This window comes from Herbaspirillum rhizosphaerae (assembly GCF_046025915.1).
Taxonomy (GTDB): domain Bacteria; phylum Pseudomonadota; class Gammaproteobacteria; order Burkholderiales; family Burkholderiaceae_D; genus Herbaspirillum; species Herbaspirillum rhizosphaerae_A.
Map to the genome: position 1 here is coordinate 181,161 of NZ_JAQQFR010000001.1, position 24,871 is coordinate 206,031.

Below are 24,871 nucleotides of genomic sequence, written 5' to 3' on the forward strand. Positions count from 1 at the left end.
TATGGATCACTCTCTCTGGAACGGTCGTCTCGACCATGACAGCGCCGGCGATACACGCCGCCTGCATCAGTTGGTACGCCCCTTCGACAACAGCATCAGAAACGGCGGCGCACTGATCGGTTTCGCCTCGGATGAAGGCGTGCGGCGCAATCACGGCCGCGTTGGCGCGGCACAAGGGCCGGATGCCATCCGCCGCATGATGGCCAACCTGCCGGCGCATCGGATTGACGCGCTGTCGGACGCCGGCAATATCGACTGCAACGACGGCGATCTGGAACAGGCACAACAACGCCTGGCTTCCAAGATTGCCGACGTCAAATCGCAAGGCGTGTTTCCGCTGATCCTGGGTGGCGGCCATGAAGTGGCCTATGGCACCTTCCTCGGTATCACGCGCTACTTCGGCAAGGCCATGGCGCAACGCAAATTGCTGATCGTCAATTTCGACGCCCACTTCGACCTGCGTGAAGCCGACCGTTCGACCTCCGGCACGCCGTTCAAGCAAATGGCGGAATGGTGCGAATGGGCCGACGTCGAATTCCACTACCTCTGCTACGGCATCAGCCAGCTCGGCAACACGCCGGCGCTGTTCAACCGTGCACGCGAACTGGATGTGGAATACGTGATGGACACCGACGTCGCACTCGGCAGCCTCAATACCCTCAATGCGCAACTGCATACGCGGCTGGAGCAGGTCGACGATGTCTATCTGACCATCGATCTCGACGTCCTGCCCGGTGAAAAGGCGCCTGGCGTTTCAGCCCCGGCTGCGTATGGCATGGCGCTGGAAAAAGTCGAACGGCTGGTCGCGACCATCAAGGCCAGCGGCAAACTGGCTGCAGCCGACATCGCGGAATGCAATCCGGTCTACGACCGCGACGGCATGACGGCCAAGGTGGCGGCACGACTGGCGCATCTCATCCTGCAACCCGCATGAAATTGTAAGGTGCGGGATAACACCCGCCATTCGTCCTATACTGTCTTCATGCCTCAGCAGATCCCACAATCCAAGCAACGCCTGATGCGCTGGAAAAACGGCGGGGGAATGACGTGCGAAATTCTGCGTTTTCCGGAAAACAGCTCGCTGGAAACGTTCGACTGGCGCGTCAGCGTCGCCACGGTGCAGCAAGGCGGCCCGTTTTCGCTGTTCCCGGGGATCGACCGTTCACTGGCAATTCTGGAAGGCAAGGGTATCGCGCTGGATATCGCAGGTGTCTCGCAAACGCTGACGCCGCGAGATCCGGTATTGCGCTTTGATGGTGCAACGAACGTCCATTCCACGCTGATCGGCGGCGGTATCGTCGACTTCAACGTCATGACGCGCCGTGCCGCCTTCACACACACGGTGGAGCAAATCACCGTCATACAGCAAACAGCCTTGCCGATGAATGGCGACGCGGTGTTGATCTATGTGGTCAATGGCAGCTGCAGCTTGGCTGACGAAACCAGGCTGCATGCCGGAGATGCGGTGATGTTCACGGCAGAAGAGAAGAGCTGCATCATCGATGCCAGCGCTGCAGAGCTGATGCTGGTGCGCTTGTACCGGCAGGCTGCTTAAGAAGCTTGAACACCTTAAGCAGCTGCCATCACATCAAATAGATCAAATAGATCAAATCGATCGGCGTCAGTTACTCGCCGACAATCGCCAGCGCCACCGCTTCGGCAATCTTGATGCCATCGATGGACGCTGACATGATCCCGCCCGCATAACCGGCGCCTTCGCCGGCTGGGTACAAACCTTTGGTATTGAGACTTTGCAAGGTATCGTCATTGCGACGAATGCGCACCGGTGACGACGTGCGCGTCTCCACGCCGGTCAGCACGGCGTCGTGCATGGCGTAACCACGAATCTGCTTGTCGAAGAATGGCAGCGACTCACGGATCGCATCAATCGCGTAATCCGGCAAAGACGTATCGAGGCTACCCAGCAGCACGCCCGGCTTGTACGAGGGAATCACGCTGCCAAGTTGAGTCGACGGCCTCTTCGCCAGAAAATCGCCGACCAGCTGGCCCGGCGCATCATAGTTGCGGCCACCCAGCTCGTAGGCACGCGACTCCCATTGGCGCTGGAATTCGATACCTGCCAAGGGATGACCGGGATAATCCGCCGGCGAAATCCCGACCACGATGCCGCTGTTGGCGTTGCGCTCGTTGCGCGAATACTGGCTCATGCCGTTGGTAACCACGCGTTCCGGCTCGGAGGACGCCGCCACCACGGTGCCGCCCGGACACATGCAGAAGCTGTAAACCGAACGGCCGTTGGAGGCATGATGCACCAGCTTGTAGTCCGCCGCGCCGAGGATGGGATGGCCGGCGCTTGGACCGAAGCGGCATTTGTCGATCAGCGATTGCGGGTGTTCAGCGCGGAAGCCGACCGAGAACGGCTTGGCTTCCATGTAGACGCCGCGGTCGTACAGCATCTGGAAGGTATCGCGCGCGCTGTGACCGATGGCCAGCACGACATGGTCAGCAGCGATATGTTCGCCGCTGGCCAGCGTGACGCCGCGCACTTGTCCGTCTTCGATGAGGATGTCGTCGACCTTTTGCTCGAAGCGAAATTCACCGCCCAGTGACACAATCTTTTCGCGCATCAGCTGCACCATCTTCACCAGACGGAAAGTACCGATGTGCGGCTTGCTGACGTACATGATTTCCGGCGGCGCATCGGCGGCGACGAATTCAGTCAGCACCTTGCGGCCGTAATGCTTGGGATCCTTGACCTGGCTGTAGAGCTTGCCGTCCGAGAAAGTACCGGCACCGCCTTCGCCGTATTGCACGTTGGATTCGGGCTTGAGTTCGCGCTGTCGCCACAGGCCCCAGGTGTCCTTGGTACGCTCGCGCACGGTCTTGCCGCGTTCCAGGATCAGCGGATTGAAACCCATCTCGGCCAGGATCAGGCCGGCGAAAATACCACACGGGCCGGTGCCGATGACGATAGGACGCTTGCTCAGTCCGGCCGGTGCCTTGGCGACGAAATGGTAGTTGGTGTCGGGCGTGGGGACGATCGGCGACTTGTCCTTGAGATTCTGCTTGCGCAAGACGGCAGTCTCGTCGCTGACTTCGACGTCGACGGTGTAATTCAGGGTGACTGCCGATTTCTTGCGGGCATCGTAGCTGCGGCGAAACAGGCTCACGCTCAACAACTCCGCGTCGGGTACGCCCAGGCGCGCCAGAATCGCTGCGCGCAAATCAGCTTCAGGATGTTCGAGGGGGAGTTGTATTTCACTAATTCGCAGCATCTACTTCTTTCCATTATTCATTGCCGCCTCGCTGCTGCACGTCTGCAGACAGTCTTCCGGGGCAGCCGGCATTTTACTCTACCGCGCGGCCTGCCGGCGCTTCCCATCTGGGCTTGCAGGATGACAACACGACAACAAAAAACCCGCTTCGGCGGGAAGCGGGCCTTGTCGAATGCCCTGAATCACTATTTCACCCCCGCGTTACCACTACCTCACCACTGCGATGCATGTTCGTCCTGATAGCCCAAGGCGGTCTTGCGACGAGAGCAACTTTCCCAGACTGCCGTAAAAATCAGCACCGCCGTCGTCAGCCCGCCCACCATCAGCAGATCCGTGACATGGGCGAACATCGCCAACACGGCCAGCAGCACCAGCCCGACAACATGCGACAGCGGAAAACGCCGGTACACGACCTTTTTATAGACCGCATTACCGAACAGATACATGGCAGGCCCGGCGATCAGCACCAGCAGTGTCGTTGGAGCAATATGCTGATCCGGATGCGCAATCACCAGTTCATTGGCCACCGCCGACACGATGACGCCTGCGACGATGATCACGTGTACGTAGTGGAAGTAAGCACCGATGCGGCCGGGATCACTGGAGAGCACGATGGCCTCACTGCCGTCCTTGCTGCTGGTGTCGAAGTACAGCCACCACATCGCCAGGCTGCCGATGAAGGTGACGATGAACGCCACCATGACCGGCGCTTCCCACTCATGCGCGTGCGCGACGGTGGCGCCGGTTATCAGCAGGGCTTCGCCCAGTGCGACGATCACGAACAACTGGCAGCGCTCGGCCAGGTGTCCGCCTTCGATCGTCCATTCCTGCGTATCCGAACGGCCCATGCCCGGCAGGGCAAAACCCGTCATCGGCGAAAAATACTCACAGGCGACGGCAATGATCCAGAACAGCAGACGATGTTCCTGCGACATGCCGCCCGCAATCCAGAATGCCGCAGCAATCACCAGCCAGCCGAACATGCGACGGAAGTTGGGCGTGAGTGCATGGCGCGAACCGAGACAGACCAGCACGAACAGCGTGCGCCCGACCTGGATGACGGCGTAGGCAATCGCAAACACCAGGCCGCGCCCGGCAAAGGCGTCGGGAATTGCCGCCGCCATCAGCAAGCCGACCAGCATGATGGCGAACAGCAAAATGCGGATGGGCAAGGTCTCCGGATCAAACCAGTTGGTGACCCACGAGGTGTATTGCCACGCCAGCCAGACCGCAAACCACAAGACCAGCGTCTCGATGGCGCCGTTGAGGGTGAGGTTTTCCAGCAGGCGGTGCGAGAGCTGGGTGACAGCGAACACGTAGATCAGATCGAAGAATAATTCCACGAACGAGACGCGTGCTTCGTGACCGTCCCGTACGCGCAGCAGACCGGTTTGCGATGGTTTTTTCATGATTTCCCCTGTGCTTCCTACTCTTGAACCTTGACCTTGATTCAGCTGACCCACAACCCTATCGTCGCATGCGCGATGCGGCGGGGACAAGACCAGTGCCGAATTCGACGCCGGAAAGTGCTGCAGCAGTTGCGTATTTCTGACAGCCGACTGACGGGGATTTGTTTCCGGCTATTTCCGTTTCGTCACAAGTGCCCTGTAACGGATACACAAAATTACAGTCTGTACATTTCAGCTGATCTACATTGGAGTCATCGGCTGCGTGGCAATCGGAGAGCGCCGCAAGAACCGACGACTCATTTAAAAACACGGGAGTACATCATGACCTACAAGAATATTGTCCTGGCAGTCTTGCTGGCCACGAGCGCTGCATCGGCAGTGCTGATGGCGCCGGCAGCACAAGCGCAAGCACGCACCTCGGTGGATATCCGCATCGGCACGCCACCTCCACCACCACGTTATGAACGCGCGCCACCGCCACGTGGCGGCTACGTGTGGGCGCCGGGTTACTGGGCATGGAATGGCCATCGCCACGTCTGGGTCGGCGGTCACTGGGAGCGCGTACGCCGTGGCTACCATCGCTATGCCCCACCAGGCTGGCATCAGGATCCGGACGGCTGGCGTTTCAATCGCGGTGGCTGGGAACGTTGATCCGGAAGCTCCGATCCTCGTCGAAGCAAAAAAGCCTGCATGGTAACCATGCAGGCTTTTTAATTGCTGCAGCCTTGCCGCAAAAAACACCTGTCAGTACAGCGTCGTCTTCACGCGTTCCGGCAAGGCGGCATCATAGGCAGCGCCATCAATAGCCGCCTGGCTGACACGCTCCAGAATCTGCCCCGGCGTCGGCAGGCTGCTGCGCTCGACATGGCGTGCAGCGTCCCACAATCCGGCGCGCGCCACCGCACGCGAGCATTGAAAGAAAATCGTCTCCACCTTGATCACCAGAACCACCTTGGGTTGCTTGTCGTCGATGGCATAGCGCGCAAGCAAGGCCGGATCGGTGCTGATGCGTGCACGACCGTTGATCCGCAGCGTCTCGCCCAGACCCGGAATCAGAAACAGCATCGCCACGCGTGGATCGCTGATCAGATTGCGCAGACTGTCGATACGATTATTGCCGCGACGCTCGGGAAGGATCACCGTGTGAGCGTCGACCACGTCGACAAAACCACGCGGATCGCCGCGCGGCGAACAATCCAGACCATCCGGCCCGACCGTCGCCAGAGCAAGAAAAGGCGATGCGGCGATCCATTGCCGGTAGTACTCGTCGATGTGATCGAGTTCTTTGGCCAGCGAGGCCTGTGCAGGCTGGCCGAACAAGGCTTCCAGCTTCTCTACGGTCTCAATATCGAATTGATGATCTGCCAACATGCAACGCTCCTTTGATAGTCTCAAATTCTGTTCGCTGGAATGACCGTCACCGCCTACCATGCCGATGCGCCTTCAACGCAAACCGCGCGGGATCCAGCAAACCCAGCAAGTCTTTAGCCAGCGGTGCCGGTTCTCCCTCCAGATGGCAGGCGAGAATTTCTGCTGCGAGCGGCGCCCAGATCAGGCCGCGTGATGCGCAAGCCAGCAGGCCGTGCAGTTGCGGCTGACGCGGTACGTCCCGCAGTTGCACCTCTCCCGCGCTGGCTAGTGCAGCATCATCCGGCAAGGAGCCGATCAATGGCAAGCGGTCGGCCGACACGCAACGAAAACCGACCCGGCCCGACAAGGGCATGTCATTTGCAGCCGACGTCAATGTGGCTGCCAGCTCGGGTTGCCGCAGCAACTGACCAAGCTTATCGAGATTGCCGCGATGGCTGTCGATGCGCAATGCCGGATCATCGTCCTGATCGTAGCTGGCGCCCATGCTGATCACGCCGTCAACCGCGCCGGTAAGATAGCCATCGCCGCACAATACAAAAGGCAAGTCCGGCAAAGCGGAGGCAGGCAAATGACTGACCTGCCCGCGTATCGCCTGCAAGGGCAAAGAATCGGCCTGCGCAAATCGTGTGGCATGCATGCCGTTGGCCAGAATGACGACCGGCGCTTGCGCAATCATTTTTCCATCCACATTGCAGACCTGCCAGGTATCGTCGGTACGCCGCAAAGAACTCGCCGTCTGCTGGAAGTGCCGCTGTACGCGGTCGCCACATGCCTCCAGCATTGCTTCGCAGACGATGGCCGGCCGCAACCAGCCGCCGGTCGGGAAGAACCAGCCACTGCCGGTTGCCATGCCCAGACGCGCGCTGGCCTCATCCGCCGACAACCATTGGGCGTAACCGGCGGGATAGTTCCAATGCCGTGCGGCTTGCTCGAAGGCGTCGGCCTGTTCGGCATCGCGCGCCACCTGCAGCACGCCGCATGCCTGCCCCGCCTGACGAGCGCGGTCGAATACGCCGCTGCGCGCCCAGACCTGCTGCGCAAACAGAAACGCCGCGCGCGTCAGCCGCGCCGTGGGATTGTCGTCGCGCGAAATCGCCGGCATGTAGACGCCTGCCAGATTGCCGGACGCTTCCTGCGCGGCCTGTGCATGTTGCTCGATCAGCGTCACCTGCCAGCCGCGCGCGGCCAGGCTTTCACAGGCAGCGCTGCCGGCTAGCCCGGCGCCAATGACGATGGCTTTGCGCTCGATATGACTTGTGGCCGATGACGTCTCCCAACGCGGTGAAAAAAGTGCGGGCATGAAGTTGCTCTCATCCTCACTCTTGTTCTCCGAGATGAAACCGGCCTGCTGCCATTCCCGACGCCCAAACGGCAACGCTCCTTGCGCCAGCACACGCGCTTGCGGCGCCGCCAATCGACTCAGCCATTTCAACAGCGCACTGTTCCAAGCCTGATCGCTGCGCAAGAGAAAGAAGTCGATACGCGCGTCCAATTGCGGCAGGCTGCTCAGCAGATCGCCATTGATCAGCGTGAACACCAGCTGCCTTTTCCTTTGCGTCAGAAACAACCGGTGATAACCCGGTACTTGCGGCGGCCAGGCTTGCTGCAGTTGTTCGGGTAATGCTGATGGCCATTGCGCCAACTGTTCGCGCGTGGGCGGTTGCGGATCAATGACCAGGTAGTGCAGGCGGCCCGGCGCCTCCGTGTCCGATCTCCATGCCAACCAGGCTTGCAGCAGTTGCACGCCGTCGCCAAAGCCGTTTTGCAAGATGGTGAATTGCGTACGCCCGCGCCAATGCCGCTGCAAGTCGGCGTCGTTAAACTGAGGATAATCCGGCGAAGATGGCGTCATGCAAATGAAGAAAGAGGACAGAGGACAGACCTGCTGCCGAGACAACGACAGCTTGCCCGATATGATACGCTGTCCTTTCACTGTGTTTGCCTTGCTCGACACCGCCAGCTGCCGGAAATATTTCCCTCATTCCTTATGCCGCAACGCCCTTCCTCCAACACGCGCCTTCCCCCGCTGTCCGCCTTGCGATTTTTTGAAGTCGCCGGCCGGCTGCAAAGTTTCAAGCTGGCAGCGGCCGAGCTGAATGTCACGCCCAGCGCCGTCAGCCACGGCATCGTCAGTCTGGAACAAAGCCTGGGCGTCACGCTGTTCGTGCGTGAACCGCGCAAACTGAGTCTCACGCCCGAAGGCGCCGACTACCTGCGCTACATCTCGGAAGCCTTCGCACTGATCGCCACCGGCACGCAACGCCTGCCCGGTCAGGGCGACCGCTACGGTCTGCAGCGCAGCATCACCGTCAGTTGCGCTCCGACGCTGGCATCGCGCTGGTTGCTGCCGCGCCTGCCGGCATTCCGCGATCATTGGCCCGATACGAATGTCACTGTGGACACCTCGCAGCGCCAGGTCAATCTGTCGACGGATGGTTTTGACTTCGCCATCCGCATGAGCCGTGCGCAAGTTGTTGACGCCAATTGGGCGCGATTGTTTGGAGAGCAGCTGGTGCCGGTATGCAGTCCGGCCTATCGTGATCGCCTACTTGAACTTGATGCGCAAGGTGAGATTGACCTGTCCCGTGACCTGCACCGCGCTACGCTGATCCACGTTAGCCAGGCTAGCGAAGACTGGTCGACCTGGCTTGCCCATGCCGGCCTCAAAGACATCGACGCGCATCGCGGTCTGCGCTTCGACACCATCCAGATGGCTTTTGAAGCAGCAGCCGGCGGCCTCGGCGTGGCGCTGGGACGACGCCCGCTGGTGGACCGCGATCTGGAAGCGGGAATGCTGGTCGAACTCAGCCCGCAAGTAGTTGACGCCGAAACCGCCTACTGGCTGGTCAGCGCGCAGGACACCGGACATCGCCCCGACCTGTCCGGCTTCAAACACTGGCTGCTGCAAGAAGCGCGCAGCTTCGAAGAACAGCGGGCGTAGCGCGTTCCCATGCATAGATGAGTTCGGCTCATCTGTCGTCAACAGTTTTTCCTTTGTCGTGGCGCGGGCGCGCTGCTAGTGTGACGGCTGTCATCGCATCCAGGACAGCTACCATGCCGGCACCTTCAACACATTCATCTCAGCCGCTGAGCCGCAACGCACTCATCGTCGTCCTCACCGCCGGGCTGGTGCTCAGCGTCGTGATGGGCATACGCCAGACCTTCGGCCTGTTCATCAATCCGTTTTCCTACGACCGCGGTTTGCCGGTGACGATCATCGCGTTCGCCATCGCCCTGCACAATCTGGTCTGGGGATTCGCCCAGCCGTTTGCAGGCGCAGCGGCCGACCGCTATGGCGCAACGCCGGTGGTCGCTTTCGGTGCGGCGACCTTTGCCGGCGGTCTGGCCTTGGCTGCCGTCGCACCATCGGGATTATTGCTGGTGCTGGGATTGGGCGTGCTGGTCGGCATCGGCATCAGCTGTACCAGCTTCGGCGTGGTGCTGGCGGCAGTGGGCCGTGTCGCCACACCGCAGCAACGCAGCATGGCGATGGGCATCGCCAGCGCCGGTGGCTCGCTCGGCCAGGTGCTGCTGGTGCCGCTGGCACAAACCGTCCGCGAAAGCGCCAGCGTCTCGATGTCGCTGTTCGTGCTGGCAGTATTGACGCTACTGATCGCGCCCGCCGGTATGTTGCTCGACCGGAGCCGGCGCAAGTCTGTCGCTACCTCCCCATCCGCTCTTCCTGACACCAACGCCACAACACCAACGGACTCAAGCTCATCGTCGCTGAAAGATGTACTGGCCCTCGCCGCCCGCCATCGCGGCTATCGTTTGCTAACCATCGGCTTTTTCACCTGCGGCTTTCAGTTGGCGTTCATCGGTACCCATTTGCCGGGTTATCTGCTGCTCTGCCACATGCCGCTTGGATTGGGTGCGACTGCGCTGGCGCTGATCGGCCTGTTCAATATGGCTGGCAGCTGGGGTTGCGGCTGGCTGGGCGGACGTTTTCGCCAGCAATATGTACTGGGCTGGCTGTACCTGATCCGCAGCGCCGCCATCGTGGCTTTCCTGCTGCTGCCGACCAGCACTACCTCTGTCGTGATCTTTGCGGCCGTCATGGGCCTGACCTGGCTGGGTACCGTACCGCTCACCAGTGGACTGGTCGCCAAGGTGTTCGGTACACGCCATCTCGGTACCTTGTTCGGCGTGTGCTTCATGAGCCATCAGATCGGCTCTTTCCTCGGTGCATGGCTGGGCGGATTCATGTTCGACCTGACCGGCTCCTACACCCTCGTGTGGGGCGCCACGGTTGCGGCAGGACTGATGGCAGCGCTGTTGCATTTTCCGATTGACGATCAGGCCGTCGACATCCCCACCGGGCAAATGCAGCCGACCTGAGTGGGTATAAACGGGTGTAAAAAGACGGACCGAAGGAAACGCATTAAAATCGTTACGCCTTCGGATCCGCTCCTTTTACGCTTGCGCGCGTTGTGCGCAACTTTTTGCCTGCCACTGCCTGCGATTGACCGCCATCCATGCTCGCCATCTTCAATGTCGTTTTTCCGATTTTCGCGCTGATCTTTCTCGGCTACCTGTGCCGCAAGCGCAATATCCTCAGCGTCAATGCCGCCAGCGAGCTGAACCGCTTCGTCATCTATCTGGGCCTGCCCGCGCTGCTGTTTGATTCGATTGCGCGTCTGACACCGGCTGACTTCAGCAATCTGCGCTTCATTGCCGTGTTCGCCATCGGCATCGCCGCCGTGTTCCTGCTGACGGTATGGATCAAGTATCGCCAGGGCGCGGCAGCCGCCGACATCATCATCGACAGCCTCGGCACTTCGTACGCCAATGTCGGCTTCATCGGCATTCCTCTCTGCTTGCTGGCCTTCGGCCGCGACGGCATGCCGCCGGCGGTGATCGCCATGGTCATGACGGCGTGTCTGTTGTTTGCCATTGCGATTGTCTTGTTGGAAATCTGCCTGCACGCCGAAAAACACATCGGCCGCAGCCTGCTCAAGACCGGCAATTCGCTGATTCGCAATCCCATCCTGATCGCACCCATTCTCGGCGGGCTGGTGGCCAGCAGCGGCTATGTATTGCCGACCGGTGTGCAGCAGCTGTTCAAACTACTGGGTGCCGCCGCCAGCCCCTGCGCACTGGTGTCGCTTGGACTATTCCTCGCGCAGCCGATACAGAACAAAGAGTCCGGCTCGGTCAGTCTGCTGGTGAGTTTCAAGCTTCTGCTGCATCCGGCCATCACAGCGGTGTTCGCTTACTGGATTCTGCCACTGCCTAAATTGTGGGCGGACACGGCGCTGCTGCTGTCGGCCATGCCGATCGGCACCGGCCCCTTCATGCTGGCGGAGCTGTATCAACGCGAAGCGGCACTGATGTCGCGCGCGATTCTGATTTCCACGACCACGTCGCTGGTGACGATCTCCTTGATCCTCGCCTGGATTGCCCACTGAGTTCATACCAAACCCGCCTATGAAAATCCAGATCGCCTCCGACCTGCACCTTGAACGCATGAGTGGTTTTCCCGGCTACCGCGCGGTCGAGCCGACCGATGCCGATGTGCTGGTGATCGCCGGTGACATCCACAACGGCGTCGCTGCAATCGATGCCTTCGCCGACTGGCCGGTGCCGGCGATTTATATCCATGGCAATCATGAAGCCTACGACGCGCAATACCCGGTCGTGGTCGAGGACATCCGCCGCCATGCCGATGCCCATGGCGGCAATGTCATCCATTTGGAAAACAATGCACGCATCATCGGCGGCGTGCGTTTTCTCGGTTGCTGCCTGTGGACCGACTATTCTTTGCAGCAAGAAGGCGTGGAACCGCTGACGCTGGAAGCGGCGATGGAAGAGGCAGGCAGAATCCTTTACGACCATCGCGTGATCACCATGCCGGATGGCGTCTTCCTGCCGCAACATGCCTTGGAATTACATCGGCAATCACGCCATTGGCTGACGCAACAACTGGCACAGGATTTCGACGGCCCGACCGTGGTAGTGACGCATCATGGCGTGCATCCGCAGTCGATCCACGCGCGATTCGCCGGTTCTCCGCTCAATCCCGGTTTCATCAGCGACCTCACGCCCTTGCTGGCGCAGGCGGATCTGTGGATACACGGCCACGTGCACAACAGTTTTGATTATGAAGTGGAAGGTTGCCGCGTCATCACCAACCCCCGCGGCTATGCGCTCAATCTCAGACAGGCGCAATCATTGGCGGAAATCGAATGGGAGAACCCGCATTTCAATCCGCAGCTGGTGGTGGAGATCTGACGTTTTTTAGCGAGAGCTGCTCACCAAAGCACTCTTCATGAGATCAACTTTTTGCTGCAGCAGTGTCTCGAACTGTTCGGCCGGGACCGGCGGGCTGAACAGATATCCCTGCATTTCGTCGCAGCCATGGCGGCGCAGATAGGACAACTGCTCCTGCGTCTCCACGCCTTCCGCAATGACGTGCAACTTGAGGCTGTGCGCCAGCGAAATGATCGATACCGTGATGGCCGCATCGTCGGCGTCAAGAGTGATATCGCGCACAAAAGACTTGTCAATCTTGAGCACGTCGATCGGAAATCGCTTCAGATAAGACAAGCTGGAATAGCCGGTTCCGAAGTCGTCAATGGACAGATGCACGCCGAGTTCCTTGAGCTGGCGCAGAATGCCGATGGCGTGCTCGACATCGGTCATCACCAGGCTTTCCGTCAGTTCCAGTTCCAGTAAATCGGCATCGAGTCCGGTGTCTTTCAGCACGGCCGCGATGGAGGACACCAGATCCTTTTGCACGAACTGGCGCACCGACAGATTCACCGACACGCGCAGCTTGCCCCAGCCGGCGTCTTGCCAGGCTTTGGTCTGTTCACAGGCAGTACGGATCACCCAGGAACCGATCGGCAAGATCAGGCCGGTCTCTTCGGCCAGGCTGATGAAACGCACCGGCGATACCATTCCGAGTTCCGGATGCTGCCAGCGAATCAATGCTTCCATGCCGACGATTTCGCCGCTGCGCAGGTCGATCTTCGGCTGGTAGTGGAGCAGGAATTCGTTACGTTCCAACGCCAGGCGCAGATCGCCTTCGATACGCAGGCGTTCAAGCGCCTGCTCGTTCATCGCCGGAGTGTAGAACTGGTAGTTGTCGCGGCCGCTTTGCTTGGCGCGATACATGGCAATGTCGGCGTGCTTGACCAGCATCTCGGCATCGCGCCCGTCATCCGGATAGGCCGCCACGCCCAGACTGCAGGTCGGGAAGAAAGTATGTCCCTCAATCGTCATCGGTGCCGCGATGGCGGCCTGGATGCGTTGCAGATTTCGCGTGTCTAGACCGACATCGGTGTACTCCGACATGACGATGACAAACTCGTCGCTGCCGAGACGCGCAATCGTGTCGGTGTCGCGCACCGCCCCGCGCAGGCGTCCCGCGACCGTCTTCAGCAGCAAGTCGCCGGCCTTGTGGCCGAGCGTGTCGTTGACGAACTTGAAACGATCCAGATCGACGAACACCACCCACAGCGAACGCTGGTAGCGCTCGGCGTAAGCCATCGCTTCTTCCAGCACCTTGCGCAACATATTGCGATTGACCAGCCCGGTGAGGACGTCGCGATTGGCCTGGAATTCCAGCTCGGCTTCGTAGCGCTTCATGGATGTGATGTCGTAGAGCGCGGCGACAAAGTGCGTCACCTTGCCCTCTTCGCTTTTCACCGGCGCAATGTAGAAGTCGTTCCACATCATCCCGCCGTCCTTGTTGTTGGTGCGCAGGACGACGTTGCACTCACGCTGTTCGTTCAGCGCGCTCCAGATGTCGATAAAGCCTTGCTTGTCGACGTCCGGGCCTTCCAGCATGCGAATGCTGTTGCCGCCGACTTCCGCGGTGCTGTAGCCGGTGATGCGCTCGAACGCCGGATTGACGTATTCAATCGGATAGTCCGGCGCAGTCGCGCGCATGATGATGATGGCGTTGGCGCTGGCTTCGATGGCGCGCTGACGCAGCTGCAAGGCGCGTTCAGCCTGCTGGCGCGCGTGGATGTCTTCCTTGAGCAGGACGTTGGTCAGCCGCAGTTCGGCGGTACGCTCGTCCACCGTGCGCTGGATGCGGCGCGAGCGCATCGACAGCGTGTACAGATAGGCAGCGGCCAGCAAGGTCAGCAAGGTTCCCGCACCAAGTATCAGCAGCGAGTTGGAATGATTGGAAGTCAGTGGAATCGGTGCCGACTTCACTTCCAGATGCCAGGGTTGGCCGGCAATGTCGAAGGTACGCCGCACAAGCACCGGACGACGGTAGCCCAGCCAGCTTGGCAAACCCGGCACCATCGCCTGATTCCGGATGTCATCGGTGCGATAGACCAGATCTTCGCGGCTGGCGCTGGTGCCGATATAAACGCTGACTTCCAACCCTTCACGCCGGACCGGCCCGAAGGAATTGAAGATCCGCTCCAGCAAGACACGCGCATTGAATACAGCCGTGGTGTCGCCGATAACGGCTGCGCGGCGCTCTGCTGCCGTGGTCAGCGGCATGCCGTGACGGTAGACCGGCATCAGTACCAGCAGACCGCGCTCATTGGTCGAAGCCTGCGCCAGTCGCAAGGCACCGGTCGATACGGGGCTGTTGGTCTCGATAGCGCGCTGCAGCGTATCGATGACCAGCTGATTGGCAGAGAGATCCAGACCAAGCGCAGCCTCATTACCCTGCATGGGTTCCAAATAATCCACTACCAGATAACGGTCGCGCAATGGCGCGGAAATCGTCTTGCCTTCGACTAGCGTGGTGATGCCGAATTTGGGATAGCGCGGCTGCATTGCTGCTTCAAAATCGTAACGCTCACCACGCATCACGAAGCGCTGAAAACTGAAAGCCTGTACGTGGGGATATTTTTGCAGCAGCGGATCGGTGAAGGTGTGGAACTGGTCTCGGGTGGGATTATCGACCGTGGTGAACAGACGGTTGATCACCGTCAACACCTGCACGGCTTCTTCCAGCCCGCGCTGCAAAGTCGTCACGCGCAACGACGCACGCCGTTCGAAATCCTGATTGAACGCGTCGTCTTCCAGCTTGCAGGTCCCCAGGAACAACAATGCTGTCGCCCCAAATCCGATGATCAATGTCAAAGACACCGAGATGGACGACCCCACGCGTTTGATCGTTTTGTACATGCCGAGATAACGTTTTTCGTGACCCTGATGGAACCATCATAAACGCGCGGTCGCCTCAGCCGCCAGAATATTAATTAATTTTTTCCCAACTTTATTTCAGGCAATTTTTGATTCGCGGCGCGAAGAGTAATGCAGAGCGAGCCTCCCTAAAACGGCGCGACGCTGTCCTACAAGGGAAACTCTTGCTGTGCGCAGCACCTCACCATAACGGGGCGAATGAGTGGCCGTTATGCGCCTCAAAGTGTCGCGCATTGAGATGTCCGAAAAGAAATAGTAATACGCGACGTATTGCGACAATTGCGGCATTTTTACCACGCACCGGATGGCTTGCCGCCGTCTTGCGCGCGTTGTGCTTTTTGTTCTTGCTCGATGGCCTGCGCCTGCATGAAAGCAGTGAAGGAGCGCTCGATCGTCGAACGCTCGATATCCTTGGTGATGAACACAATGCGCGTGCGCCGGTCTTCAGATGGCCAGGCCGGCAAGGTCACGGTCGGGTGAAAGATGTGCTGCACGCCATGAATCACGGTCGGCTTGTCGTCACCGGCGAGATTGATGATGCCTTTGATGCGCAGGATGTTCTGCCCTTTGAAACCCACCAGCAGACTCAGCCATTCATCAAAGAGATGCGGCTCGATTGGATGATCGAAGCTGAAGCAGAAGGCGCGGATGTGATCGTCGTGACGATTGACGTCTTCATGACTGTGGGTGGCATGCTTGTGATCATGCTCATGACCATGATGATGACCGTGCGCATGCCCGTGATGATCGTGTGCAGGTTGCGCATAGGATTCTTCGTTCAGCCAGCGCTCGACATCGGGCGTTTTTTCCGTCGCTTTGAACAACCCGGCATCCAACAATTTCTGCGGCGAAACCTGCCCCTGTTGCGACAGAATTTGCTCGGCGCTGGGATTCATTTGCGCCAGTCGCGCCTGCAAATTCTTCAATGTCGCGGCGTCGGCGAGATCGCTCTTGGTCAGCAACAGACGGTCGGCGACGGCGGCCTGTTGCACCGCTTCGATATGGTTGTCCAGCGTCTGATTGCCATTGACTGCATCGATGGTCGTGATGACGCCGTCGAGCCGGTATTTGGAAGCGATGAAGTTGTCCGTCATCAAGGTATGCAGGATCGGAATCGGCGATGCCAAGCCGGTGGTCTCGATGATGACGCGGTTGAATTTGCGCTTGCCGCCTTCAGCGAAACGCCAGGTGATGTCTTTGAGCGTTTTTTTCAGATCGCCGCGTATCGTGCAGCACAGACAGCCGCTGCTCATCTCCACAACGATGTCGTCCTGGCTGTGCGCTACCAGCAAATGGTCGAGTCCGATCTCGCCGAATTCATTGATGATGACCAGCGTGTCCTTCAGCTCGGGTTGCGCCACCAGATAGTTGAGCAAGGTGGTTTTGCCGCTGCCGAGAAAACCGGTCAGCAGGGAAATCGGGATCAGTGCGGGAGTTTCTTGTGTCATGGCAAAAATGGCATGGCCGGCGCGATAGTTCGCGCCGGCCATTGATAACAATGGAATCCCGCTATGCTACATGAGTCTGTCTGTACGCACTTGCACGAGGTGTTCAGACATCTGCCATGGCCGCATCTTCTTCCTCGATCCTTGTCCAGTCTGGAAACGGATCTGCGAAAGTCTGCCAGTGCCGCATGCCCTTGCGCGTTTCGGTAAAGCTCAGTTGCGCATCCTTGAAGGCATTCTCGATCAGTTCACGATCCATGTTCTGCCCGATGAAAACGACTTCGCAGATACGATCGCCATAGGGCTCTTCCCAGGTCGCATCGATGGCCGCGCGTTGTGGCGATCCGCGTGGCGGCATGCGGTCTTGCGCAGCAGCCCACCATTGCCCGACCGGCTCCAGCGTTGCCGTGTTGCCTGCACGCGAGTACGACAGCGCCCACTCCGGACGGCTCGCCAGCCAGACGTATCCTTTGGCACGAATCAGGCCTGACAGGGGCTGCTGCAGGAAGTCGGAAAAGCGTTGCGGGTGCAGCGGTTCGCGGCTGCGCAGGACAAAGCTGCTGATACCGTATTCTTCGGTTTCCGGATGATGTTCACCAGCCAGTTCCTTGGCCCATCCGGCCATGCTGCTGGCCTTGTCGAGATCGAATTTTCCGGTGCCGAGCAGCTTGCTCAGCGGGACGTTGCCACGTTCTGCGGGGACGATTTCCGCCTCCGGATTGAGTGCCTTGACCACGCCCATCACAGCTTGCAATTGGGCTTCCGTGACCATGTCGAGTTTGCTGATGACCACCACGTCGGCGAATTCGATCTGCTCGGTAAGCAAACCGGCCAGAGTACGGTTGTCGCCGTCGCCGGCGATTGCGCCGCGCTGTTCCAGCAAATCGTCGCTGCTGAAGTCGCGCAGCAGGTTGACGGCGTCGACTACGGTGACCATGGTATCGATGCGCGCAATATCGTTGAGCGAATTACCCTGCTCGTCAGTGAAGTCAAAGGTTGCGGCGACCGGCATGGGTTCACCGATGCCGGTGGATTCGATCAACAAATAGTCGAAGCGTCCTTCCACTGCGAGCTTGCGGACTTCCATCAGCAGGTCTTCACGCAATGTGCAGCAGATGCAGCCGTTGCTCATCTCCACCAGTTTTTCTTCGGTACGCGACAAGGCTGCGCCGTTGTTGGTGGCTGATTTTTCCACCAGCGAAGCGTCGATGTTCACTTCGCTCATGTCATTGACGATGACCGCCACTCGCAAGCCTTCGCGGTTGGACAGGATATGGTTGAGCAAGGTGGTCTTGCCGGCACCGAGAAAGCCGGACAGAACCGTTACCGGCAGTCGCGGGTCTTGAGACCGGGTGATGCGTTGATCGATGGCTGGCATGTGTTGTTCTCCAGAGATGGGCGGGCTGCTTTGAAACGAGCTGCATACATATTTGCAACTGTGTTGCAAATGGCATTTGAACGGATCATATCCCGATGAATCTCATTTTGCAACTTAGTTGCAAAATGAGATTCAATCCATGTGCGGCGATCAAACCCTGAGGGCGCCGAGTGACGGAGTGGGAAGTCTGAGTGGGAGAGAAAGCGAGGAAAGACAGATCTGGCAAGAGACGCAACACGACAATCAGCGTCGCGGCGGTGAGGTAACAGTAACCGCAGCAAGGATCCCGGCGAACATACTGCCGGGGGGCGCACAATCGGGCCAGTCGAGCCCGATTGTGCTTAATTGCGCTTAGTCATTATCGTGCGATGGCAGCAAGTGACCCAGCTTGGTCGCCTTGGTGCGCAGATAGCGGATGTTGAAGGGGTTGCGATTTTCCACCAGCGGCACACGCTCGAGGATTTCGATGCCGTTTTCTTCCAAGGCGTTGACCTTGCGTGGATTGTTGGTCATCAGGCGCAAGCCCTTGATGCCAAGATGATCGATCATCGGCACCACCATGGTGTAGCGGCGCATGTCGGCCGGGAAACCCAGTTGCAGGTTGGCTTCCACCGTGTCGGCGCCGCCGTCTTGCAAATGATAGGCGCGGATCTTGTTGAGCAGACCGATGCCGCGGCCTTCCTGACGCAGATAGAAAATCACGCCGCGCTTTTCCTTGGCGATGCGTTTCAAGGCGGCTTCGAGTTGGGCACCGCAGTCGCAGCGCTGGCTGAACAAGGCGTCGCCGGTCAGGCATTCGGAATGCACGCGCGCCAGCACCGGTTCGCCGTTGGCAACATCGCCGAGCACCAGTGCCAGATGTTCCTTGCCGGAAACGTGATCGACGAAGGCATGCAATTGAAAAGTTGCCCACGGCATGGGCAATGCGCAGGAGCTGACGAATTCCAGATTTTCTTCGGGAATGACGACGTCTGTTTCGATGTTTTCTGTTGACGGCATGATGAACCTAATGTGATGACCTGAAGCGTCTTTGAGCGACGCAGCCGCGTATCTTACCTCGCGGCTTCAATTCTTTCAGGCGCGCGGATTTGCGCCGATTACTTTCTTTTGCTCAATGCAAGGGGCGTACTCCCCTCCGAGCGCGCTCCGGTGCGTGTTTGCACAGACAAATTAAATGGTAGCAGGCGCAGTGTTCTTCAAGTGCAGGCACACGCTTTTTGCGGACGGAAGCGGGTATCAATGGAAATTATTGTCGTTTTATTTACATTGATGAATGTGCCTTGGAAACAAAAAAGCCGGAACAGCAATCAGCTGTTCCGGCTTTTTTCCGCGCAAGTTCAAATTCAAACGTTACGATTCTTGCCCGGCCACATCCGTACAATCAGCGCACCCACCGAAGCAGCAGTCGCCAGAGCAACCACACCAATCCAGCCCCATTGCGCCAGCAACAAGCTGCCCAGCGCAGCACCGGCGGCCATGCCGATGAACATGCCGACGAACAAAACTGCATTCAGACGGCTGCGGGCACCGGGTTCGATGCTGTAGACGATGGTTTGATGCGCCACCAGTGTGGCCTGCACGCCAAGGTCGAAACCAATTGCTGCCAATGCCAGCAACCACAACTGACCGCTGGTCGAGAAGGCTGGTGCGAAGGCCATCGCGATGAAGGACAGAATCGCCAGGCCAATCCCCAGACGGGTTACCAGTTCAGGGCCTTTCTTGTCCGAGATGCGGCCGGCCAGTGGTGCAGCCAGCGCACCGGCGGCGCCTGCCAGACCAAACGCACCGGCAGCGGCGCTGCCCATATGGAATGGCGCAGCATGTAACATCACTGCCAATGTGGACCAGAAGGCGCTGAAACCGACCGACAGCAAACCTTGAGCCAATGCCGCGCGGCGCAATGCAGGATGCTTGTGCACCAGCTTGCCCAGCGAACCCAGCAATGCACTATAGGCAAGATGGGTAGTCGCCTTGAAGCGTGGCAGACCCCGCCATGCCGCGACACCGATCAGCGCAATGCTCACCGAAGCTGCGACAAACATCACGCGCCAGCCGAAGTGCTCTGCCACGAAGCCGCTCAAGACACGCGACAGCAGGATGCCGAGCAGCAAGCCGGTCATGACGGTGCCGACCACCTTGCCGCGATGCTCTTCGGAAGCCAGCGTGGCGGCGGCAGGCACGATGTCTTGCGCCAGCGTTGCCGACAAGCCGATGGCCAGACTCGCGACCAGCAGCATGGTGATGCCGGACGATGCCCCTGCCAGCAGCAGTGCGCCGGTCAGGACGGCGGCCTTGATCAGGATGATGCGGCGGCGGTCATAGCGATCACCGAGCGGCGCCAGCAACAGGATGCCGAGGGCATAACCGAGCTGGGTCAGCATCGGCACCATGCCGACGGCGCGATCAGAAGCACCGATGTCCGCGCCCAGAATGCCGAGCATCGGCTGCGAGTAGTACAGCGAAGCGACGGCCAGACCGGCGCCGGCGGACAACAGCAGCATCAGCGAAGCCGGCAGGTTGGCGCCCGCTGGTGCTGGCGCTGCGATAGTGGTTGCAGCAGCATGGCTTTTAGCCCCCGCTGTTGTATGCGTTTGTTGAATGGAAGACATGATATGTACCCCTTTAATTTGTTGATGGATCGCAGTTTGCGCCCGGATGCTGCGCTGCGGTAGTAGCATGGCTCGCAGAATTGTTATACGCTTGACGTATGAGCCCGCCCGAAAACTTCAACCCGCCCGCCCCCACAGCCTCGGACCGCATCGAGCTGATCCAGACCTTTGTGCGCATCGTTCAGGCAGGGAGCCTGTCGGCGGCGGCGCAGCAGCTGGGCACCACGCAACCGACCATCAGCCGCCGCTTGCAGTTGCTGGAACGCTCGATGGGCCTGCGCCTGCTGCAACGTTCCACCCATGCAATGAAACTGACCGAAGACGGCGAGCGCTGCTACGAGCGCGCGCTCAACCTGTTGGCGGAATGGGAGTCTTTCGAATTCGATTTGCGCGGCGCCAATGTGGAAGCCGGCGGTTCGCTGCGCGTAGTGGTGCCCAATGCTTTCGGGCAACGCCAGCTGATTGCGCCGCTGGCCGAGTTCATGCGGCGTCATCCCGGCATCACCGTGGAATGGCTGTTGTACGACCGCATCGCCGACTTCATCGCGCACGGCATCGACTGCGCGATCCAGGTCGGCGAAGTGACCGATCCCTCGGTAGTAGCTATCCGGCTGGCGGAAGTCCCGCGCATGCTGGCAATTGCCCCTTCGCTGCTGGCGCAACACACGATGCCTGCGCATCCGCGCGATCTGGCAGGGATGCCGTGGCTGGCGATTCCCCAGTTTTATCGACGCGAGATCACGCTGAAAAATGTCATCACCGATGAGGTCGCCGAGGTGGCATTCCAGCCCCGGCTCAGCTCCGACAGTTTGTATGCCCTGACCAACGCGGCAGTGGAAGGCGTGGGCCTGATGCTCGGTTCGGCCTGGCTGCTGCAGGAACATATGGAAAACGGCCGGCTGGTACCGTTGCTGCCCGAATGGGAAGCCGTACCGTTGCCGGTCTCGATCATCTATCCCTACGCCCGCTTCTATCCGGCGCGGCTGCGCTACTTCATCGAAACCATGCGTGAGGCGATGCCAGCGGCGGTGGGTTCTGCCGCACGCTGGACCTGAACCGCTTATTTCAGCGGCTTTTCAGTGGCGCCACACCGGGAATGCCGACCCTGATCAATTGAGAAAACCGCGGATCGTTACCGGCCGCCAGTGCGCGCTCAGTGATGCGTCCACGCGCCCGCAACGTAGCGTGGTCAAAACCAGGCGTGAGACCGCCGACATCGTAGGCATATTCGGCCAGATAGCCTGAAGCCAGCAAGCGGTAGTCCAGCGGCAATTGCGGATTGATGGCGCGCGCCAGATCGAACACGATGGTGGTGCAATTGCTGGTGAGGGTGTTGTAAAAGGCCGGCGCTTCTTCCAGCTTGCGCGCTTCGCCGGCGTAGCCGATGAACAGTTTGCGCAACGTTGCCGGCTCGACTTGCAGGCGATAAAAATACACATCCTCGCCGCGTACATTAGTGCGCACGCGGACGATGTCGCGCTCATCCGACGCCACCAGCACGGTTTCGAATTTGCGGAAGAACCCGCCCAGCGCCGAGAAACTCTCGCCCTTCTCCTTGCGGATCTCCACCGAAAACGTCAGGTAGCGGCCATCGTCAAAACCGAAGGACACCAGCGTATGCGCAATCGCGGGCCCCATCCAATACGACAGCACCAGATCGGCCGTGACCAGGTGATCGAGATCGTATTCGCGATTCTCCCAACGCACGGTGTAATCGGTCTCGCTGCGCCAGTCGAAATTGCGCACATTGGTCAGTCGTACCTTGCTGCCCTCGACATCAATGTGCAGCAGCCGCGCCACATCATCGGCCCAGACACGATCATGCGAAGGCTTGAAAGTGCTCCACCAGCCAAGTACGCCGGTGAAAAAAACCACGAACCAGATCAGCGGCCTCCAACGCCGTTGCCATAAAGCGTGCATGGCCGCCAGCACGGCAAGCGCAAGAAAGACGATGGCCGCTACCTTGATCTGCATCGGTGCGGACAACTGAAACCACAAGGCAAAGCCGGTCCACACGCCCGCTGCGGTGATCGCCAGCGTTAACAACAGACACAGGGCAATCCAGATGAGCTTGCGAAGGCGCCCCACGGGTGGGCGAGAAGAAGAGGAAGGGAAATCCGGCATGGCAATCAGAAGATGAGCGATGACCACAGGATAGCGGAATTTGCAGAAGGTACGAGAAGGAAAGAGAACGCAAAGACGCTTGCAAGCCACCTCGCCTGCCGGTCTACAATAGCGCCCCGGCTGCACACAGCATCATCACCGACAGGAAACAAACATCATGGCCATCAAGCTGGAACAAGGACTGCAAAAGGAAGCCGTCGCTTCGATTCAACGCTACCTCCGCGATAACTTCGATGCCGAAGCAGGCAGCCTGCAGGCAGAGTCACTGCTGCACTTCTTCCTCGAAGAAGTCGGGCCACTGGTCTACAACGCCGCCATCCACGATGCCCAGGAACAACTGCAAAGCCGTGTCGCCGAGCTGGACATTGATTGCCATGAAGAGCCGTTTGGCTATTGGACCAAGAACACAAAACGTCGCTGACATCCAGAGATTATTGCCGCTTCATCACCATCTGCACCGATCCCTGTCCATGGCATTCAAAGGCCAGCGACACATCCGTCAGCAAGCTGGCGGAACAAAGCGTCTGTTGATCCTTCCAGCTGAGCGTGCTGCCGCTGACCGTGCCACTGGCGCTGATCGGCACCGTCGGGAAGTTGCCTTCCATGGTGCCGGTGATGGCCGCTTGCCCTGCCGCTGTGGTGGCGAAGCTGAGCGTCCAGCGTTGCGCCGAGCCGAAAGAGTTATTCCCCGCTCCCGCCCATTGACCGTCGAACAGCGTCGGCTTGAGTTCGCTCTTGACCGGCTTTTTGTCTTGCGGGATCGGCGTGATGGATACCTGTTTGCAGACCTGGCAACTGATCTCGGTGATGTTGGCGCGATTGATCTGCTTCGGTCCCCAGATGTTGTCGGTGCCGGTGTTGCCGCTCACGAGTACATTGAAATACGGGGTGCCGTCGACGTAGTAATTGACTTTGGAACAGGCCGGCGCGGAGGATGTGAATTTCAATTCCGCCGCATACGAACCCAGCGTGGTCGCTTCCACCGGTTTAACGGCGATGGATGCGGAACAAGCACCGACGGGTTGCTGGCAATCGCAGCTGGGATCGACAGCCGGTACCGATGTGGCAGGCGCAGCGGTTTGTGCGCCGGCTTGATGCAGCGACATTGCCGCGACGCTCGCGATAAAAAATACGGAAGATAGTTGTTTCATCATCATTGACTCACCCTGTGCTGAGAAACATGGTTAGTGCGTGACCATGTCTATCTTACACCGGCGTGTAGCGATCGACGCTAAACCAGCGCCACGCCTCCCGAGACCAACAGCAATCCGACCACGATGCGGTTGAACCAGACGGCCGGCAGCCAGCCGTAAAGACGCTCACCAAGCACCACGCCTCCGACAAAGGCCGGCACCAGCAAGCATGTGGAAATCAACAACGGCGCGTGAAGTTGCCGGTTGGCCGCGAGCAGGATGGTCGCGCCGACGAACAAGACAGCAAAGTAACCCAGCAGATTGGCGCGCAAGACGACGGTATCTGTACGGATCCCACTCTCTCCTTTATTGCCCTTCTCCGCCGTCAAGCTCATCCCGCTGAAGTAATACACTGCAGGCGGGCCACCCATGCCGCCGATTGCGGTCATCGCGCCACTGAGCACACCAGCGGTAATCGTCGGCCGTATACCGCCGCCGTGCCGCCAGCGCCAGCCGCGCAGATGCAGGACGGTTATCGCCAGTACCGCAAAACCGATCACGCGGTGCAGTTGTGGATTGCCCGAGGACGCTATCCAGCGCATCGCCACTGCAGTACATATCAGCGCCACCAGCGCCAGCGGCACAACCGACTTCCATTGCACCAGACGCCCCCAGCGACGCACGCCTTGCACGCAGGTCGCGCAATGCACCAGCACAATCAATGCGCCGGCTTCAGGCGCCGGCAGCAGCAGACCAAACAAAGGCGCCATCACCATCGCCGCACCGAACCCGGTAACGCCCTTGGCCATGCCGGCGAGCAAACTGATCAGCGCCAGCGGCAACAAAATGGAAAACGAGATCATGGCGTGGACCGCTATCGGATTGAGTTGGCGCAATCATTGCATTGATGAACACGAGCGCATAAGACCAAGCGCAGCAATCGATGGATCCAGCGAAGCCCTCCCATCGCTCGCACAAAAACAGTGCCGCAGTGCTGATACATGCACAGATCGGGAGCGGATGGCATCAAGCCCGCGCGCTGTTTGCGG

21 protein-coding genes are annotated in these 24,871 nt (G+C 59.5%); 9 read left to right on the forward strand and 12 right to left on the reverse strand.

Going from position 1 to position 24,871, the window contains the following annotated elements:
• Position 1: 1 nt before the first annotated feature.
• Positions 2-934, forward strand: a complete 933-nt coding sequence (hutG, locus tag PQR63_RS00890) for a formimidoylglutamase (protein ID WP_408164805.1) — start codon at positions 2-4, stop codon at positions 932-934.
• Between the two features lie 48 nt (positions 935-982).
• Entirely contained in the window at positions 983-1,555 is a 573-nt protein-coding gene (locus PQR63_RS00895; RefSeq protein WP_408164807.1) for a HutD/Ves family protein, read from the forward strand.
• A gap of 70 nt (positions 1,556-1,625) precedes the next feature.
• Here PQR63_RS00895 and PQR63_RS00900 read toward each other — a convergent pair whose 3' ends face one another.
• Together PQR63_RS00900 and PQR63_RS00905 are read right to left on the reverse strand one after the other, a co-directional pair.
• The gene (locus tag PQR63_RS00900; protein ID WP_408164808.1) at positions 1,626-3,236 is read right to left on the reverse strand and encodes an NAD(P)/FAD-dependent oxidoreductase; all 1,611 of its coding nucleotides are present in this window, start codon (positions 3,234-3,236) and stop codon (positions 1,626-1,628) included.
• Between the two features lie 212 nt (positions 3,237-3,448).
• The gene (locus PQR63_RS00905) at positions 3,449-4,645 is read right to left on the reverse strand and encodes a low temperature requirement protein A (protein WP_408164810.1); all 1,197 of its coding nucleotides are present in this window, start codon (positions 4,643-4,645) and stop codon (positions 3,449-3,451) included.
• Positions 4,646-4,966: 321 nt separating this feature from the next.
• Between PQR63_RS00905 and PQR63_RS00910 the strand changes: the two genes are divergently transcribed.
• Positions 4,967-5,296 (forward strand): YXWGXW repeat-containing protein, encoded by a 330-nt coding sequence (locus PQR63_RS00910; RefSeq protein WP_408164812.1) that lies wholly within the window; start codon positions 4,967-4,969, stop codon positions 5,294-5,296.
• Positions 5,297-5,389: 93 nt separating this feature from the next.
• Here the strand turns inward: PQR63_RS00910 and PQR63_RS00915 are convergent, their stop codons facing one another.
• Both PQR63_RS00915 and mnmC1 read right to left on the reverse strand, forming a co-directional pair.
• Positions 5,390-6,016: a pyridoxamine 5'-phosphate oxidase family protein gene (locus tag PQR63_RS00915; protein WP_408164814.1), complete on the reverse strand. Its 627-nt coding sequence runs from the start codon at positions 6,014-6,016 to the stop codon at positions 5,390-5,392.
• A 46-nt stretch (positions 6,017-6,062) separates the two neighbouring features.
• Entirely contained in the window at positions 6,063-7,868 is a 1,806-nt protein-coding gene (mnmC1, locus tag PQR63_RS00920; protein WP_408164816.1) for an FAD-dependent 5-carboxymethylaminomethyl-2-thiouridine(34) oxidoreductase MnmC1, read from the reverse strand.
• A gap of 135 nt (positions 7,869-8,003) precedes the next feature.
• Here mnmC1 and PQR63_RS00925 point away from each other — a divergent pair, with 135 nt between their 5' ends.
• The 4 genes from PQR63_RS00925 to PQR63_RS00940 all read left to right on the forward strand — a co-directional run bounded on the left by PQR63_RS00925 (position 8,004) and on the right by PQR63_RS00940 (position 12,247).
• On the forward strand, positions 8,004-8,957 hold the full coding sequence (locus PQR63_RS00925; protein ID WP_408164818.1) for a LysR substrate-binding domain-containing protein: 954 nt from the start codon (positions 8,004-8,006) through the stop codon (positions 8,955-8,957).
• A 113-nt stretch (positions 8,958-9,070) separates the two neighbouring features.
• On the forward strand, positions 9,071-10,354 hold the full coding sequence (locus PQR63_RS00930; protein WP_408164820.1) for an MFS transporter: 1,284 nt from the start codon (positions 9,071-9,073) through the stop codon (positions 10,352-10,354).
• 137 nt (positions 10,355-10,491) lie between these two features.
• Positions 10,492-11,424 carry an AEC family transporter gene (locus tag PQR63_RS00935; protein WP_408164822.1) on the forward strand — a complete coding sequence of 311 codons (933 nt, stop codon included), beginning with the start codon at positions 10,492-10,494 and terminating at the stop codon, positions 11,422-11,424.
• Between the two features lie 19 nt (positions 11,425-11,443).
• Positions 11,444-12,247 carry a metallophosphoesterase gene (locus PQR63_RS00940; RefSeq protein ID WP_408164823.1) on the forward strand — a complete coding sequence of 268 codons (804 nt, stop codon included), beginning with the start codon at positions 11,444-11,446 and terminating at the stop codon, positions 12,245-12,247.
• A 6-nt stretch (positions 12,248-12,253) separates the two neighbouring features.
• Here the strand turns inward: PQR63_RS00940 and PQR63_RS00945 are convergent, their stop codons facing one another.
• The 5 genes from PQR63_RS00945 to PQR63_RS00965 form a co-directional block, all read right to left on the reverse strand.
• Positions 12,254-15,115: a bifunctional diguanylate cyclase/phosphodiesterase gene (locus PQR63_RS00945; RefSeq protein WP_408164825.1), complete on the reverse strand. Its 2,862-nt coding sequence runs from the start codon at positions 15,113-15,115 to the stop codon at positions 12,254-12,256.
• A 308-nt stretch (positions 15,116-15,423) separates the two neighbouring features.
• Positions 15,424-16,581 carry a CobW family GTP-binding protein gene (locus PQR63_RS00950; protein ID WP_408164826.1) on the reverse strand — a complete coding sequence of 386 codons (1,158 nt, stop codon included), beginning with the start codon at positions 16,579-16,581 and terminating at the stop codon, positions 15,424-15,426.
• A 103-nt stretch (positions 16,582-16,684) separates the two neighbouring features.
• Positions 16,685-17,956: a GTP-binding protein gene (locus PQR63_RS00955; protein ID WP_408164828.1), complete on the reverse strand. Its 1,272-nt coding sequence runs from the start codon at positions 17,954-17,956 to the stop codon at positions 16,685-16,687.
• A 351-nt stretch (positions 17,957-18,307) separates the two neighbouring features.
• Entirely contained in the window at positions 18,308-18,955 is a 648-nt protein-coding gene (gene ribA, locus PQR63_RS00960; protein WP_408164830.1) for a GTP cyclohydrolase II, read from the reverse strand.
• Positions 18,956-19,299: 344 nt separating this feature from the next.
• Positions 19,300-20,565: an MFS transporter gene (locus tag PQR63_RS00965; protein WP_408164832.1), complete on the reverse strand. Its 1,266-nt coding sequence runs from the start codon at positions 20,563-20,565 to the stop codon at positions 19,300-19,302.
• A 98-nt stretch (positions 20,566-20,663) separates the two neighbouring features.
• Here PQR63_RS00965 and PQR63_RS00970 point away from each other — a divergent pair, with 98 nt between their 5' ends.
• Complete coding sequence (locus tag PQR63_RS00970) at positions 20,664-21,620, forward strand: LysR family transcriptional regulator (RefSeq protein WP_408164834.1); 957 nt, start codon at positions 20,664-20,666, stop codon at positions 21,618-21,620.
• A gap of 10 nt (positions 21,621-21,630) precedes the next feature.
• On the opposite strand, the gene PQR63_RS00975 is transcribed toward PQR63_RS00970, so the two are convergent.
• Positions 21,631-22,689: an Lnb N-terminal periplasmic domain-containing protein gene (locus tag PQR63_RS00975; RefSeq protein WP_408164836.1), complete on the reverse strand. Its 1,059-nt coding sequence runs from the start codon at positions 22,687-22,689 to the stop codon at positions 21,631-21,633.
• Between the two features lie 157 nt (positions 22,690-22,846).
• On the opposite strand from PQR63_RS00975, the gene PQR63_RS00980 reads away from it, so the two are divergent.
• The gene (locus PQR63_RS00980; protein WP_408164838.1) at positions 22,847-23,110 is read left to right on the forward strand and encodes a DUF2164 domain-containing protein; all 264 of its coding nucleotides are present in this window, start codon (positions 22,847-22,849) and stop codon (positions 23,108-23,110) included.
• Between the two features lie 10 nt (positions 23,111-23,120).
• Here the strand turns inward: PQR63_RS00980 and PQR63_RS00985 are convergent, their stop codons facing one another.
• Positions 23,121-23,846 carry a hypothetical protein gene (locus tag PQR63_RS00985; RefSeq protein ID WP_408164840.1) on the reverse strand — a complete coding sequence of 242 codons (726 nt, stop codon included), beginning with the start codon at positions 23,844-23,846 and terminating at the stop codon, positions 23,121-23,123.
• A 74-nt stretch (positions 23,847-23,920) separates the two neighbouring features.
• Entirely contained in the window at positions 23,921-24,685 is a 765-nt protein-coding gene (locus PQR63_RS00990) for a sulfite exporter TauE/SafE family protein (RefSeq protein ID WP_408164842.1), read from the reverse strand.
• Between the last annotated feature and the right edge of the window lie 186 nt (positions 24,686-24,871).

Excerpts from the sequence above, each read along its gene's own strand:
- PQR63_RS00925 (WP_408164818.1), top strand. The coding sequence starts at position 8,004 with ATGCCGCAACGCCCTTCCTCCAACACGCGCCTTCCCCCGCTGTCCGCC.
- PQR63_RS00965 (WP_408164832.1), bottom strand. The coding sequence starts at position 20,565 with ATGTCTTCCATTCAACAAACGCATACAACAGCGGGGGCTAAAAGCCAT.
- PQR63_RS00945 (WP_408164825.1), bottom strand. The coding sequence starts at position 15,115 with ATGTACAAAACGATCAAACGCGTGGGGTCGTCCATCTCGGTGTCTTTG.
- PQR63_RS00975 (WP_408164836.1), bottom strand. The coding sequence starts at position 22,689 with ATGCCGGATTTCCCTTCCTCTTCTTCTCGCCCACCCGTGGGGCGCCTT.
- PQR63_RS00930 (WP_408164820.1), top strand. The coding sequence starts at position 9,071 with ATGCCGGCACCTTCAACACATTCATCTCAGCCGCTGAGCCGCAACGCA.
- PQR63_RS00990 (WP_408164842.1), bottom strand. The coding sequence starts at position 24,685 with ATGATCTCGTTTTCCATTTTGTTGCCGCTGGCGCTGATCAGTTTGCTC.
- mnmC1 (WP_408164816.1), bottom strand. The coding sequence starts at position 7,868 with ATGACGCCATCTTCGCCGGATTATCCTCAGTTTAACGACGCCGACTTG.
- PQR63_RS00955 (WP_408164828.1), bottom strand. The coding sequence starts at position 17,956 with ATGCCAGCCATCGATCAACGCATCACCCGGTCTCAAGACCCGCGACTG.
- ribA (WP_408164830.1), bottom strand. The coding sequence starts at position 18,955 with ATGCCGTCAACAGAAAACATCGAAACAGACGTCGTCATTCCCGAAGAA.
- PQR63_RS00985 (WP_408164840.1), bottom strand. The coding sequence starts at position 23,846 with ATGATGATGAAACAACTATCTTCCGTATTTTTTATCGCGAGCGTCGCG.
- PQR63_RS00915 (WP_408164814.1), bottom strand. The coding sequence starts at position 6,016 with ATGTTGGCAGATCATCAATTCGATATTGAGACCGTAGAGAAGCTGGAA.
- PQR63_RS00900 (WP_408164808.1), bottom strand. The coding sequence starts at position 3,236 with ATGCTGCGAATTAGTGAAATACAACTCCCCCTCGAACATCCTGAAGCT.
- PQR63_RS00935 (WP_408164822.1), top strand. The coding sequence starts at position 10,492 with ATGCTCGCCATCTTCAATGTCGTTTTTCCGATTTTCGCGCTGATCTTT.
- hutG (WP_408164805.1), top strand. The coding sequence starts at position 2 with ATGGATCACTCTCTCTGGAACGGTCGTCTCGACCATGACAGCGCCGGC.
- PQR63_RS00910 (WP_408164812.1), top strand. The coding sequence starts at position 4,967 with ATGACCTACAAGAATATTGTCCTGGCAGTCTTGCTGGCCACGAGCGCT.
- PQR63_RS00950 (WP_408164826.1), bottom strand. The coding sequence starts at position 16,581 with ATGACACAAGAAACTCCCGCACTGATCCCGATTTCCCTGCTGACCGGT.
- PQR63_RS00970 (WP_408164834.1), top strand. The coding sequence starts at position 20,664 with ATGAGCCCGCCCGAAAACTTCAACCCGCCCGCCCCCACAGCCTCGGAC.
- PQR63_RS00980 (WP_408164838.1), top strand. The coding sequence starts at position 22,847 with ATGGCCATCAAGCTGGAACAAGGACTGCAAAAGGAAGCCGTCGCTTCG.
- PQR63_RS00905 (WP_408164810.1), bottom strand. The coding sequence starts at position 4,645 with ATGAAAAAACCATCGCAAACCGGTCTGCTGCGCGTACGGGACGGTCAC.
- PQR63_RS00940 (WP_408164823.1), top strand. The coding sequence starts at position 11,444 with ATGAAAATCCAGATCGCCTCCGACCTGCACCTTGAACGCATGAGTGGT.
- PQR63_RS00895 (WP_408164807.1), top strand. The coding sequence starts at position 983 with ATGCCTCAGCAGATCCCACAATCCAAGCAACGCCTGATGCGCTGGAAA.